Origin of the sequence: Bacillus sp. FSL W8-0102, from assembly GCF_038007225.1 — a bacterium.
GTDB lineage: Bacteria > Bacillota > Bacilli > Bacillales > DSM-4216 > Bacillus_O > Bacillus_O smithii.
Window position 1 is genome coordinate 3,715,371 of sequence record NZ_JBBOWT010000001.1, and the last position, 14,583, is coordinate 3,729,953.

General features: G+C 37.3%; 12 protein-coding genes. All 12 read right to left on the bottom strand.

Features of this window, described 5'->3' with window-relative positions; translation table 11 throughout:
* Nucleotides 1-164 precede the first annotated feature (164 nt).
* Nucleotides 165-2,780, bottom strand: a complete 2,616-nt coding sequence (locus N1I87_RS17615; RefSeq protein WP_341103193.1) for a DUF2309 domain-containing protein — start codon at nt 2,778-2,780, stop codon at nt 165-167.
* A gap of 4 nt (nt 2,781-2,784) precedes the next feature.
* Nucleotides 2,785-4,269: an NADH dehydrogenase subunit 5 gene (locus N1I87_RS17620; RefSeq protein ID WP_341103196.1), complete on the bottom strand. Its 1,485-nt coding sequence runs from the start codon at nt 4,267-4,269 to the stop codon at nt 2,785-2,787.
* Between the two features lie 285 nt (nt 4,270-4,554).
* A complete protein-coding gene (locus N1I87_RS17625) occupies nt 4,555-4,923 on the bottom strand; it encodes a DUF2294 domain-containing protein (protein WP_341103197.1) in 369 nt (122 codons plus the stop codon).
* A gap of 402 nt (nt 4,924-5,325) precedes the next feature.
* A complete protein-coding gene (locus N1I87_RS17630) occupies nt 5,326-6,504 on the bottom strand; it encodes an RNA-guided endonuclease InsQ/TnpB family protein (protein ID WP_341102633.1) in 1,179 nt (392 codons plus the stop codon).
* Nucleotides 6,467-7,117, bottom strand: coding sequence for an IS607 family transposase (locus N1I87_RS17635; protein ID WP_270584269.1), 651 nt, complete (start codon nt 7,115-7,117; stop codon nt 6,467-6,469). The genes N1I87_RS17630 and N1I87_RS17635 overlap by 38 nt, the downstream gene beginning before the upstream one ends.
* Nucleotides 7,118-7,217: 100 nt before the next feature.
* Complete coding sequence (gene rlmH, locus N1I87_RS17640) at nt 7,218-7,697, bottom strand: 23S rRNA (pseudouridine(1915)-N(3))-methyltransferase RlmH (protein ID WP_341103200.1); 480 nt, start codon at nt 7,695-7,697, stop codon at nt 7,218-7,220.
* Between the two features lie 83 nt (nt 7,698-7,780).
* Nucleotides 7,781-7,939, bottom strand: coding sequence for a CxxH/CxxC protein (locus tag N1I87_RS17645; RefSeq protein ID WP_003353458.1), 159 nt, complete (start codon nt 7,937-7,939; stop codon nt 7,781-7,783).
* A 261-nt stretch (nt 7,940-8,200) separates the two neighbouring features.
* On the bottom strand, nt 8,201-9,406 hold the full coding sequence (locus N1I87_RS17650) for a S1C family serine protease (RefSeq protein ID WP_341103202.1): 1,206 nt from the start codon (nt 9,404-9,406) through the stop codon (nt 8,201-8,203).
* 441 nt (nt 9,407-9,847) lie between these two features.
* On the bottom strand, nt 9,848-10,642 hold the full coding sequence (locus N1I87_RS17655; RefSeq protein ID WP_003353456.1) for an MBL fold metallo-hydrolase: 795 nt from the start codon (nt 10,640-10,642) through the stop codon (nt 9,848-9,850).
* Nucleotides 10,643-10,658: 16 nt separating this feature from the next.
* Nucleotides 10,659-11,441 (bottom strand): two-component system regulatory protein YycI, encoded by a 783-nt coding sequence (locus tag N1I87_RS17660; protein WP_341103204.1) that lies wholly within the window; start codon nt 11,439-11,441, stop codon nt 10,659-10,661.
* Nucleotides 11,428-12,759: a YycH family regulatory protein gene (locus N1I87_RS17665; protein WP_341103205.1), complete on the bottom strand. Its 1,332-nt coding sequence runs from the start codon at nt 12,757-12,759 to the stop codon at nt 11,428-11,430. Before N1I87_RS17665 ends, N1I87_RS17660 begins: the two co-directional genes overlap by 14 nt.
* The gene (walK, locus tag N1I87_RS17670; protein ID WP_341103208.1) at nt 12,756-14,579 is read right to left on the bottom strand and encodes a cell wall metabolism sensor histidine kinase WalK; all 1,824 of its coding nucleotides are present in this window, start codon (nt 14,577-14,579) and stop codon (nt 12,756-12,758) included. The genes N1I87_RS17665 and walK overlap by 4 nt, the downstream gene beginning before the upstream one ends.
* Nucleotides 14,580-14,583: the final 4 nt, after the last annotated feature.

Below are 14,583 nucleotides of genomic sequence, written 5' to 3' on the forward strand. Positions count from 1 at the left end.
ACATAGAGCCTCTTTTTTTGTCTAACATCACAAAATGTCATGATGAATCTTTTTGTTTAATTCACCTATTGAGCTAAAAGCTCATGAATAATTTTTGTAAAATAGTACTTTTTACAAAAAGGTATATTGATTTAGTTTTTCTTATAGATTTGTGATTGACCTTCCTACTTAACCTTTGACGGTTTCCATGTAATCCATTCACCAGTATCTGGTTCAATAGATGATAGCCGAAGCCAACCGTTTTTTACTTTTTGGCGAAACGAATTATTTTGTTCAAGCAACCTTTCAATATAATAATCAGGTGCTTCTATGACCAAAAGCAACCGAAGAGGGGCGTGAAAAAGTTCATCATCCGAAGAAGCAATCGACTGCCACGGAAGTCCAGATAGAAGGTCGCTTCCGTTCCCCTGCATGACCCCGATGCCACTAGTGATTGTCTGGGTTGTTTTATTTCCGCTTCCATAATATTCAGGATTAGATGCAGATGCATAATATTGAAGATTGATCCATTGACCGACGGTTGCCGGGCCAGAAATAATATTTCCCAGTGCTTCCCCTGACAAGTCTTTTTCCCAGTCGTAGCTGTGTAAAAATACTTCCCCGTTTAAAGAGCAATCTTTTGTAAGATTTCGCTTTCCGATAATAAATGCTTTGTTATTTGCAAGCCCCCACTCCGGACGAATTTCGCTCCAATCAATAGAACGAAGAATCGCTTCCTTTTTTGGATTTTTATATTTCGCAATATGAGGTAACTTTTCCAAACGTTCCGCGTTGGTTTTTTGTCTCACTTCTACTAATTTCTTATTTAACAGCTGAAAAGATTGCTTAGCTGAATTCGTTAATTCCGGCAAATCCAACCAAACTAGTTCATCCGTTGTCGTAATATGCTCCGCTGCTACAAATACCGTTTCATCTGGAATAAAAATACCTTCTTTTTTTAAGCCTTCCCTGACGTTTTTTTCGTTACAAAGGATTGCAAAGACTTTGGCATTAAAAGAACCCGCAGCACCGCCACAAGCTCCGCAATCCAAAGAAGAAGCGTACGGATTGTTCGTCGTGGCACTTTCGTGTCCACAAATAACCACAAGAGGAGAGAAAGTTGATGTTAAACCTATATTTAACAATTGTTGTTTTACATATTGAATCTTTTCTTCTTCTGTCAAGCCCACTGGTAACCCAGATGAGGAGACTCCCTTTTTTCGGTTTAAGGAAAATTGTACCTTTTGTGTATTGAAACCCCATTTAATGATGCGAGTAATTGCATTCCCCCCCTTTAATGGAGCAATACTTCTAGTAATGGTATAAAAACCTAGCCAAGGGCCACTCATCTCAGGTAAAAATAGTGATGCCAACGTATGTTTTTTTATTTTCCGAAAGGTTTCTGCTATGGACAGAAACATATTTCTTCTCCTACGATACACTGACAATTCCTTTTCAGAAACGATTTCGTATATCTCATGCTTTGGTTTTACAATAGCTGGGCAAGAAGGATGGGAATACAGACTGTCCAAATTTCTTGTTTTAATGGGAAGACCAAAAAAACCTGCACATCCATAGGTTTCAAAAGGGCCACTAGCTTCTAGATGACGCCGGAGTACTTCTGATCTTACATCAATGCAAAAAAGAAGCTGTGCTACAGGTTGTTCAGATTGTTTTACAGAGTTTCCTGCAATTTTTTGTTTCAGACGTAATTCATAAGTTTCTTCCCAAGCCTCAAGCCAAATTTGAAAACGAGTATTCCGCCAAAAACGGTCTGCTACTTGTAGACACTTTAGGATGTCATCTGTTTGTAATTTTGTCCAATCCGCTTCTGTCAAACCTCCCCAGTGACTCCATGCAGCTAAAAGTGGTAAAATAGAAGATTCTGTATTAAATTTCTTTTGGAATGGCAAATGTGAAGCTGTCATAGCCCATTCTAATGACAATCGAATAGCTAAGTAATCTGATAATAAATCTTTAAACTGTTCTTGTTGTTGCGACCGCCATTTTAGCATACCAGCCCATCCCGGTAATTGTAATAGATGCCCCTCCAAATAGTTTTTAATATTTTCTTTTGGAATTTCCAAAAGAGAGAGGGCCAATAGAATAGCGGATTTATCCTCTTTTGGCCATTCAGAGAGATGGTTTTTTTCTTCCTTTGACAGTGTCGGATCATGCTGGAAAAGTTCCCTCCAAGCAGCATAAAAACCCTTTTCTCGGAGTGGAAGCGTCCAAGCCCCCATTTTTTCATCCAAAAATAATTTACACCATTTAATCATTTGCTGATTCAAACGGTCTCCTAGTTGTAGATGAACAGAAACGGGAAGGAATTCTCCACGAGAAAAGATTTTGGTATATCCTGACAGTTGTCTCGCCAGTTCCCCTAATGTAGAAGAATGGTACCATTTATCAGGTAGATCTTCTGCCATTAAAAGATTTTCACAAAGTGTTTTTAAAAAACGTCTATTCACTGCCAAATCTTGTTCCATTACCCATTGATTCAATCTTTTTTCTATAAATTTTTTATGAATTTCCCCCTTTTGAAGCGCCCTTTTAAATACTTGAATATCAGGATAAATATTGATGTCAAAAGATTGTTGAAAATAATTAGCAACTTTAGAAAAAGGTAAGTGTTCTAATTCCTCCCATGGGTGGCGGGCGATAAAAGTGGAAATTGGCCATAATGGTGCTATAACTTTCTCTGCTTCATTCACCAATTCTGTAATTGAATTGAAAAACGTTTCTTGTTTAAATTTTTCTTTTAAGTCAAGGCGTTCTAGACTATTTATAGAATGTTCCATTATTTTACTCCTTTCTCATTTTGCTTGAACGTTGATAAATCCCCGTCAATTTAGGCTCTCCTAAGGCAACAAACCACAAATAAAATTTATATGAATTTTTAGAAGAACGTTTATTAAAAAGAATGAAGAAAAATGCTGTAAAAAGTAAAAATAATATCAACACAAACCATTCAACCCATAAAGGTAGTGAAAAAGATAACTCCACTGATTGTTGAAAAAGGTACATTAATCTTTCACGCAGTTTTTCAGAAAGAAAGGCAAATCCAGCTAAACAGAGAGCAGCAATCCATCTACCTTCATGGAAGAAGGATAGACGACCCCAACCGATCGCAACGGAAGCCGTTAGCAACAGTGAACTAATTAGCCTTGTTGGTTCCTCCGAAGCATTATTCCAGAATAGAAGTCCAACACTGATTCCCAAGAAGATCCCAAACATTCTATCAAATCTAGACCATTTCTTTATGTGACCAATGTATTCAGGGCGAGGAACAGCATTTCCCGATTGCAAAAATAGTGTAGCTTTAAAAAACCCATGTAACATCAAGTGAATAATGGCAGCCGAATAAGCTCCCAATGCACATTGAACGAGCATCAATCCCATTTGGGCCATGGTAGAAGCCACAAGTTGACGTTTATAGTCTACATGGACTAAGTTTATACCTACTCCAATGACAATTGATATAAAAGCGATTATTAATAAGAATACATGGGTATATATATTTGTAAATAATGGATAAAATTTCCAAATTAATAACGCCCCTGCATTAACCAAACCTGCATGCATAATAGCTGATACAGGCGTCGGGATAACCGCTGATTCTATTAGCCAGCGATGAAACGGCCATTGTCCGGCCAAAATAACAGCACTTAAAACTATCAAAAGATTAATTATAAATGTTTCTTGCCACAACAAATTATTTGTAAAGTTTCCCATTAAAATTTCTGATAAGTACCATTTTCCTGTTGTATAATGCAGTAAGTAAACTGCAAAAAATACAGCTAGAAAGCTTAAAAAAAATATCTTTTCCATCTGTTTGGATTCAATATTCGCTGGTTTCCATTCCTTGTTTAATCGAGTTAACAAGACAAGTCCCAAAAATGGAAATATCCAGATTACACTAAATAGAAAAATATTGTCAATCATCCATGTGATGGACGTGGTACCTGAAATCCACGTAAATAAAAGGAAATATTTTCGATAATTTTTATCACCGTGTAGATACCTTATCGAAAAGCGCTGAATGACAAAATTGAGTATAGAAACGTATAAAGCCAGAACCCAGTTAAAAATATCCATTTGAAAAGTTCCAAATAAAACTTCTGGTTCAAAATACATTAATCCAAAGACAGCCATCATAATAGGTAATACTAGTAATATTAAATGTGTATAAACAAATCCTTCAGGAACCCGAGGAAGTTGATAAATAAGTGCGCTGATTAATATAGTCATTAACGACAATAACCATCCGATTGCAATTAGTTCCTCCATATTTTCCCCTTCTTTACAAATTGTGTAAAAAAAAACGGCTATGACTTAAGAAACGAGTATTCTTACCCGAATATCTTAAGTTCATAGCCGGTTTATCAAGAGCCAATTTTTGTATTAACTCAGATCTCCCGTTCTATCTTTTATGTTGCTGATTTACCTTTAACAAACCTGTTAAAACAAGTTTTTTAAAGGTCTACCAGCATTTCATTTCTGAAACTGAATACAATTATACATGATTTTAATGAAAATTGCATCGTTTTGTAACTAAATACGATAATAAAATAACTAGCGATTTAATTTCTTCTCTACATTCTCCTCGAGTTTAAAAACCATAATCCGTTCCCCTGTCTGCGTACTAATATCAGTATGGAAACTTTTTACATTAACTCCCGTAATTTCAGAAATCATTTCCATAAGATCATCTACCCCAGATTCTACTAAACTGGTCCGAACTTGTTTTATAGACAATCTCCCCTCTTTTGAATCACAGAGTGTATATTCTGCAGGGGTTAAAATTCCATGAAGAGATACAATGATCATATCTCGTAAAATGTCCGTTTTAACCGATATAGAACCCCTTCCAAGGTATTCCTTTTCCCATTTGGTTAGAGCTTTGCTTATTTCAGACTCTATCCATCCTTTCTTATTTATCACAGGGGTTGCTCCTTTCCAAAATACTAGAAAATGAACGCTTTATTGAGTGTACAAATAATATACCCTTGCTAAAGATTTCTTTTATGAAGTTAAGTATTTTTACACACATAAATTTATCATTCACTCTTCAAATCTTCAAGAAAAAATTGATAAATAAATTATGCTTCTTCACCATTGTTTGTGATTCAAACAGAATTTACGTAATAATCGAAAAAGGAAAACCGTTACAGAAAACTTATAAAAAGTTATAATTTCCTACAACTTTTATGTTTCATTACTTCTTCATCGTGTCTGCTTTCACGTCTATCTATTAAACAGATCGCTACTTGCATTTGGTGTAACACTCCAAAGTCGTAAATTCCCGACTAACGAATCGGTACATGTCTGCATTAACTTGCATTGTTAAGATGCAGATTCTAAAACATTTTCACCATATTTTTTAAGATTTATAGACGCTTGATAATCTCGATCAACAATATTTCCACATTCGCATTCAAAAGTTCTATCGGATAACTTCAAGTCTTTTTTAACTTTTCCGCAACAAGAACACAACTTAGAACTTGGAAACCATCTATCCGCCAAAATGAAGCGAATATTATTCCAATTTGACTTGTATTCAATTTGTCTTCTAAATTCATGGAAACACTGTTGTTGAACAGATTCAGCTAAATGTTTATTTTTCATCATACCTTTTACATTCAAATCTTCTAAAACAATAAACATTGGTTTTCTGTTTACGATTTCAGAAGTGATTTGATGTATGTAGTTATGACGAATATTCGTTAGTCTTCGTGAAACTTTTAAAAGTTGCTTTTCACTTTTTATAATGTTGTTGGTTTTCCTGTAACGGTTTCCCTCCCTTCCTTTTTCATATTTTCTTGAAATTTTACGTTGCAACCTGCGCTTTTTCTTTTCTAATTGCCTAATTCTTTTTGTTTTATTAATATTTCCATAAACTTTACCATCAGAACAAACAGCTAAATCTTTTATTCCTAAGTCAATACCTATTCCTTCTGTTTTTGAAGGAGAATAACCACTATCTGTTTCTATCCCAACAGATACCCACCAATTCAAACCATCAAATGTAAATCGAGGATTCATATACTTAACATTTTCACCAAATGGAATACGTCCTTTTTCTGCTAATCGAATCCAATTTATCTTTTGTTTATTCGACTTCTTACTTGAAGCAAATCCTTCTACTTTTACATGTGTTTTTGTGAATTTAATTTTCACATTGTCTTGATAAAAACTGGGTGTAGATTTCTTTTTACTCTTAAATTTTGGATATTTTGATAGTCCTTTAAAAAATCGTTTGTAAGCATCACAAGCATCTTTAATAGCTTGTTTCGTTACATTATTACTTACATTATTCAGCCAATTAAATTCATCAAGATTTTTCATTTGAGTAAACTGTTTTCTCAAAGTTGAATCATTGATGAATTTACCACCATTTTGATAATTTTCTTGTTGCTTTGCAATTGTCCAATTATAAGCAAATCTAGCTGTATTCGCATATAGAAATAATTTAGTTTTTTGCTTATTATTTGGTTTCAACATCACTTTTATTGACTTTATCATTTAGCAACTCCTCATTTTCCTCAATTAATTCATCTACTAACTTTCTAGTTTTATTAGCACGTTTTCCTTGTAATCTACAACTAAATACTGTAACAATCTGTATTAAATCTTCTACAAGTTCTTGTTCATCTGTTTTTTCAGTGCTATCTAAAACTTCAATCTCACACCCATTAAGGTTTGCCATATACTCAACCAATTCAAAACCAAATCTAAGAAGCCTATCTTTATGGAATACTACTATTTTATCTACTTCTTTGTTATTTATCATTTTGATTAGTTGACGCAAACCTTTTTTCTTGTAATTAATCCCACTACCAATGTCTTGAATGATTTCATATTCAACATTTAACGATTCTAAATATTTTTTCATATTTTCAACTTGTCTTTGCAAATCATCTTTTTGTTTATTAGAAGAAACTCTGCAATAACCAACCACTTTTTGACTGGTTTCTTTAATACCAAGTACCTCTTTAAGTTGATCGTGAGAATAATATCTATAGCCGTTTGAGCCAGTATGATGTGGTTTTAATTTTCCACTTTTGTCCCAATTTCTTAAAGTTTGTGGCGTTCGATTGATTAATTTGGAAAATTCATGAATGCTATAATATCTCATGCTATATTCCTCCTTAAATTAAATATAGCATGAAAAATTATAAAGTAAATAAAAATTTTATAACTTTTTATAAGTTATTTAAAACTGTTTAAGCCCTCCTTTACTTATGATACGGTTCCCCTCTCATAATCCGAAACGCTCGATACACTTGTTCGAGTAAAATGAGGCGCATGAGTTGATGAGGGAAGGTCATTTTAGAAAAGGAGATGGTTTCGTCGGCTCTTTTTAGCACTTGGCTACTTAATCCAAGAGAGCCTCCGATGATAAAAGCAATTTTGCTTTTACCGTATGTAGCGAGCTGATCGATGTGGGCAGAAAATTGTTCCGATGTGTACATTTTTCCCTCAATGGCAAGAGCGATGACATGTGTGTCCGGCTGAAGTTTTGCCAAGATGCGTGCGCCTTCTTTTTGTTTGACTTGCTCCATTTCCGATTCACTTAATGTTTCCGGAGCTTTCTCGTCCGCCACTTCGATAATTTCCACTTTTGCATAAGCGGACAGCCTTTTTAAATATTCTTCGATTCCTTGTTTTAAATACTTTTCCTTTAATTTACCGACCGTGACAATTGAGATATTCACATTTTCTCCTCACTTTACAAACAAGTTATTCACAGCACTTATCCACATATCCACATTTTTTATCCACATATTGTAGGGGAATATTAGTTTGCCACAACATATATCGCCCGGTTTTGACAATATTCACAGGTTGTTGACAATTGTTGTTCCTCCGGCAGTTTCTCCATGTTCGGAGCCGTTCCATGCTCGTCAATGGCAATTTCTAATGCCAATTCCACATGTTCTTCACAACAATAAATCATTTAAATCCTCTCCTCTAGCATTTGTTTATCCATAGTTTAAAGCATTGCCGGCTTGTCTAAAAATCTTTCTTTTTCGACAGTCCTTTCTCTTTAACAAACGAAAAAACGAATGTGCGTCCTATCGAATTGACAAAGAATTTAATAGCTGTGCGAAACAATAGTATCCCCCTTCTAATAACCGATCAAAACTCATGAAGCGTAGGAAAGTCCATTATCAGTAAAAAAGAGCGGAAAATGGATTCCGCCCCTTTGCTTCAGAATTTAGAAGGAATTCTCGCTTGTTAATTTCACAGTGGTCGTTTTCAGTTTTCCTTCTCGATAAAATTTAACCGTTATGGTGTCTCCCGTTTTCTTATTGTTATAGAGGTATTTGCGTAGTCCGAGAATGTCATGGATCTTTTGATCATCCAGCTGAACAATGACATCTAATTCCTTTAATCCTGCTTTATCTGCCGGTGAATTCGGCAAGACTTGTTCGATCATGACGCCATCTTTCACATTGCTCGGCAATTTCAATGTTTCTTGTTGATGGTAGGCGGAAATTTCGTTTACATTCCTTAAGGTTACACCCATTGCCGGACGTTGTATTTTCCCATACTTTTCAAGGGAGTTTATAATTGGCTCAGCATAATTGATCGGAATGGAAAATCCGATGCCTTCCACTGCTTCTTGGGAAATTTTCATCGAATTGATTCCCACCACTTGACCAGCAAGATTGATCAAAGCACCGCCGCTGTTTCCTGGGTTGATGGCTGCATCCGTTTGAATAACTTCTGCTTGCCAATCTTCTACGCCGTCTTGATCGATGTCGACCGGAACGGTTCGTTCAAGCCCAGACACAATTCCTTCGGTAACAGAACCGGAAAATTCCAGTCCAAGCGGGTTTCCGATAGCGATAACCGGTTCTCCTTGTTTTAAAGCACTGGAATCACCGAATTCCGCCACTTTCTTCACGTGCGAACCGTCAATTTCAAGAACGGCCAAATCCGTCCATATATCCCCGCCACGGACTTTGGCTGGAACTTTGGTACCGTCTGCCAGGGTGACTTCCAATTTTTCAGCCCCTTCAATGACGTGATAGTTGGTGACGATAAAAGCACGGTTTCCCACTTTTTTATAAATAACACCTGAACCAGATCCAGCTTCTTCCGATTTCGTTTCCCCTGTGTCCCAAAAGCTGGTCGTTTGAATGTTGCTAATTCCAACAACGGCATCCTTTGCCTTGCTGACCGCTTTCGTCACATCCGTTGTCACGTTCACTGATACTTTTTCATGACGGACCGTTTGATTCGTTTCGGTATTGTCTGTACCCGTGCCACTGTTCAAAATAGATTGATCCGTTAATCTCGGAAACGCTATAAGGACCAAAAGCGCTCCCACAATAAGCCCAGCCAGGCTGGCTAAAAAATAGCCTCCTTTTCCTCGGCCTGTCTTTTTTTGAGCCGGGTCCTCATCGTAAAAGCCCATTGCCTATCATCCTTTCTCCTATCGCTTTCACCTGTTAGTTTATTCTTCCTTTTTTCCTATAAGAATAACCCTTCATAGTGAAAAAAGGATGAAAACACACATCCGCTTTTATTTTAAACAATATCGGAATATTCACAAAGTGATTTGCCTTTCCCATTCCAAAAATAAGACGGGGCGTTATGTATTAGGCTCTAGCTGTCGAAAAAGGCAACGGAATCTTTGCAGCTTATGATAAGCTCATAAGCTGATCCAGCCCCATTTCTTGACCAGGAATCTATAAAGAAGCCGTTCATCGCCAGGCAATTAGTTTGCTTATCAAAGCTCCGTTTCAATGAAAAAGTTCTTTGCCAACAGAATCCTATCATCGGTTATAAAGAAAACTTTACAAAACAAGGAAATGAAATAGAATCTTATACAACTGACGCTATGAAAACTGTTGTTTTATACTGCCGTCAAAGTCGTCGGGATTTTAGGATCGGTATCCATCAGCCTCACTTGCTCTCCAACAACGATCCCGCGCTGTTCCAGTGTTTGAGAAACGCTCATTCTTGCCAGTTCTTTCATGTTATTGTCTTGACTGAGGTGAGCAAGATAGATTTGTTTCGTCCGATCGCCGATAACCTCACTCATAGCCAAAGCAGCGTCTTCGTTGGATACGTGTCCCACATCGCTCAAAATTCTCCGTTTAATGTTCCAAGGATACTTCCCCATCCGCAGCATTTCCACGTCATGATTGCTTTCAAAAACAAACACATCGGCATTCCGGATCGTTCCTTTCATGCGGTCGCTGACATATCCGGTATCGGTAATTAAAGCTAGTTTTTTTCCTTCATGATGGAAAATATAAAACATCGGCTCCGCTGCGTCGTGGGATACCCCAAAAGACTCAATGTCGCAGTCTCCGAATGTCTGAACCGATTCCATTTCAAACACAAATTTTTGGTCAGTAGGGATTTCCCCGACCAGCCCTTCCATCGCTCTCCATGTTTTTTCATTCGCATAAATCGGAAGCTGGTATTTGCGGGCCAGCACTCCCAAGCCTTTAATATGGTCGCTGTGTTCATGCGTGACCAAAATACCAGTCAAATCGCGAATATTGCGGCCTATTTTCGAAAATAATCCTTCCATTTGCTTTCCGCTTAAACCTGCATCGACTAAAAACGAATGCTTATCTGTTTCTACGTAAATGGCATTTCCAGTGCTTCCGCTAGCAAGTACACTAAATTGAATGGCCATGGTATCCTCTCCCAATTCATTCTTTATCTGTTTGCTGAATAGAGCCATCAAAAGCGTTGACAAATAGATGGTTCACTTTTCCTCTATGTTCGATGGCAAAATGCCAAGTAGGGGAAAGAACTTGAGACTTCGTTAGCTGAACCAACGTATAATAGCCGAGTTCGGCTTTTTTAATCGTACTGTTCGGCTTCAGCATTCCATTTTTATATAAATTATTGACTGCTTGCGTTGCCGGAAGGACGCTTTCTTTATTATTTTCCTCAATTTCCTCCAGCATGGTCTGTTCATAAGAATCAATTTCATTGTTGTCATTTACTTCAAACAATATCTGCCCGCTGCCGTTTTTAAAAAGCTTATTTCCTTTGAATACTTGAGAGAAAACGATTTGGTTTTGATCCTTGTCGTAACCCCAATATTCATAATGATCTCCATACAACACTTCTTCTTTTACAAACTTCTTTAGATTTTGCTTCCAATCTTTATCTAAACGAATCGATTTATCCAAATGGGAAACGATCATCGTTTGATCGCTCGTCAACGCTGCTTTTTGTTTATTCAATCCGGCTACTTCTTTTTTGGTAAATGTTTTGGCTTTGGCAGTAATCAGAGGGGTTTTCCCCACCTTGCCCGGCAGCTTATCGTATTTAATATCATCGTTTTTTAGTTTGTCTTGAATAGACGATTCTTCGATAATATCAAATTGGCTGGCCGAATGTTTGTTCAAAAAAACCGTCAGCAAAAAAATATCGAGTATGAAAAAAACAAAAATAAAAATGGTTTTCGTTTTACTCCAATCCACTTTGATTCCCTCCTCCCGAATTTTTATTCGTGAGCGGGAACCATGACTCGCCGTACTTATAGTACCAAGCCGGCTCCAAGATCAATATTTTAGGGGTTTGTGGACTACGGATTAATTGGTATCCAATTTCCATATCCTCCAGTAAATCCGGATTAAAATCCGGCTGTTTGGAAATAAAATCCAATTCCTCCTGAGCAGACGGCAACGTGATTTCCACAGTTTCCGATGGTAGCGAAATATTAAGAGTAAAGTAAGGGCGCTCATATTTATAAATTTTCTCTTTTCCCCAATATTGCTGAATTTCCGCCATTCCATTTTCATTAAAAACGGGATACCCATTCACGAAAAGCCGATACACAATCTTTGACTCCTTCAAATCGCTGTCAAAATAACGATATTTATCTGTCCAGCCGCCATGTTCATTCACAAATTGAATGCTTTTCCCCATTAAATCATTCAGATCGGATATATGGCCCAGTTCCGCTTCCTGGGCAGGGTTGACATAAAACATCATATTATTGGTGTAATTGACCCTCATCAAACTCGAACCATCCGTATATTCTTTCCCTTCGGAATTGACATTCTTTTTCACAAAATGGGGATCGCTAAAGAGGGCATCTTTAAATTTTTCGGTTTCTATAAAATCGGGAATATATTTATAACGAATCATCGTTGTTTTTTCTTTCGGCAAGTAAACGGTGCCGGTTTTAAACTTATAGGCGCTGTATTCCTTCTTGTCATTGACTTTGGTCAGATAAATTTTTTTCCATTCTTTCAGTTGACTGGAAGCGATTGTGGTTTTATAAACAGCTTTGTTATGAACAGATACGAAATAGACCGTCGCCTCACTTCCAGCCGTGTTCATATCGTTCAAAATAATATGATCAAAAGTGCCGTTGGGCAATTTTTTATCTTCAAAGTGCAGTACATTTTGATACATTTTGAGCGGAACTTGTGCCGAATATTCAATATCCACTCGGCCGTTTCCATTGACCAGCCTTTGCAGTTCCTTCTGGTTGAAATAGCGAGATACATTGCGGAAATCATAAAATTTCCACTTCATCAATTCCTTCATCATGGTATCGATATCTCGCTCATTCACAGTACCGTAATGTGCACCCTCTTTATGGAAGATGATCTTGACAGGTTTAATTAAACTGGAAGCATCGCGATTTTCGCTGATCTCTACTTCATATAAATAGTGATTGTTAATCGTCTCATAATCCGGCTGATACGTCCATATGTTCCACGTTAAAATCGCGCTGGCAACCACCAACACTGCTAAAATGACGGATTTGATGTTTTCGTACTTCTTCATGACCAATCTTCCTCTTCTGATGGTTCATATGGCAACGTCAAATAAATAGTCGTACCTTTTCCTTCCACACTGGTCGCCCAAATTTTTCCGCCATGAGCAGTGATCAACTGTTTAGCGATTGTCAGTCCCAGTCCTGTTCCTCCCATTTTACGAGAACGTGCTTTATCCACCCGGTAAAAACGCTCAAAAATCTTATCCAAGTTCTTTTTCGGTATACCCATTCCTTGGTCTTTAATGCTGACCTCAATATAATGATTCTTTTCTTCCGCCTTAAAAGTAATTTGACCTCCTTCCGGAGAATATTTCAAGGCGTTGGAAATGATGTTGTCCAGCACTTGAGTCAATTTGTCCGGATCAAACTCGACATATAACGGATAGTTTGGAAGTTTTCTTTCAAAAACGACATGCTGCTCTTTCGTCATTTCAAAACGATCAATAATTCTATGGAAAAACTTCACAAAATCTAATTCTTCTTTTTCCAGTTTGAAATCGGTGTTGTCCATTTTGGAAAGCTGAAGAAGATCATTGACAAGACGAATCATTCGTTCTGTTTCATTTTGTGCGACTTCTAAAAACCGCGGTGCAATTTCTGGATCTTTCCACGCTCCATCTGCCAGCGCTTCTAAATAGCTTCGCATCGTGGTTAATGGAGTCCTCAGTTCATGGGACACATTGGCGACAAACTCTTTACGTTCCATTTCGATTTCTTCTTGTTCTGTAATATCATGCAGAACGACAATCAGTCCGTTTAAAAACCCGGTTTCTTTTTGTAAAATCGAAAAATTGGCTCTTAAAATATAAGGGCGATCTTTCGTGCTGAAATCGAGATTAATGGAATCTTTCATATTCAGTAAGTCCTCGAATTCATATTGGCCCTCTAAATGAAGCAGAGTGACAATCGATTCGGACATTACTGTTTCACGTGAAACATTCAACATTTCAGTAGCCGGCTTGTTGATTAAAATAACGCGCCCTCTTCTGTCGGTCGCAATGACGCCGTCTGTCATATAAGATAATACGGAAGATAATTTTCTTCTCTCGCTTTCAGTGGAAGCTTGGGCTTCTTGCAAACGTTTTGTCATATTATTAAACGTTATCGCCAGCTGACCGATTTCATCATTGCCATATACTTTTACTTTTCTCGAAAAATTCCCTTTTCCCATTGCAAGGGCCTGCCGCCTCATTTCAGTAATCGGTTTTGTAATCGTATTGGCAATCAAAATACCGAGAAAAGCAGTTATCAATAAAGCAATGATGGTTCCTGATATAAAGATTTGATTAATTTCATTCATTTGTTTAAAGACATTTTCAATTTTGGCAACCAGATAGACGGCCCCGATTACCTCTTTATTGGAGACAATGGGGGAAGTATACACCCAAATGCGGTTGTGGGTCTGCTGATCCAAATATATCTTGTCTTCTTCCGAACCGACAGCCAGCGTTCTCTTGACCGCCAGCTCTGTTGTTCTTTGTCCGACAATTCCTTGGTTGTTAGGATCAGAAGTCCCGATAATCCGATTGTGGTTATCAATCACTCGCACTTCTGACACGTCAGAAGCTGCAAAATCCCCCAAAATTTTGCGAATGTCTTTTTCTAATGTCGCCGAATTTTCATTCCGGTCTTTGATCATTTCTTCGCGCAAATTATACTCTAGTAAGTTGACTCGTTCTTTCAATGAGTTTTTAAAATTGGTGACAAGTTTTGTTTCCAGTTCACGGGCAAAATAAACCCCGATCACCTGCGTGGCAAACAAAATCAAGAGGACATAGATCACAACAAATTTGACCCGGATTGAGCGAAAAAAACCAACTTTTTTCATCGAA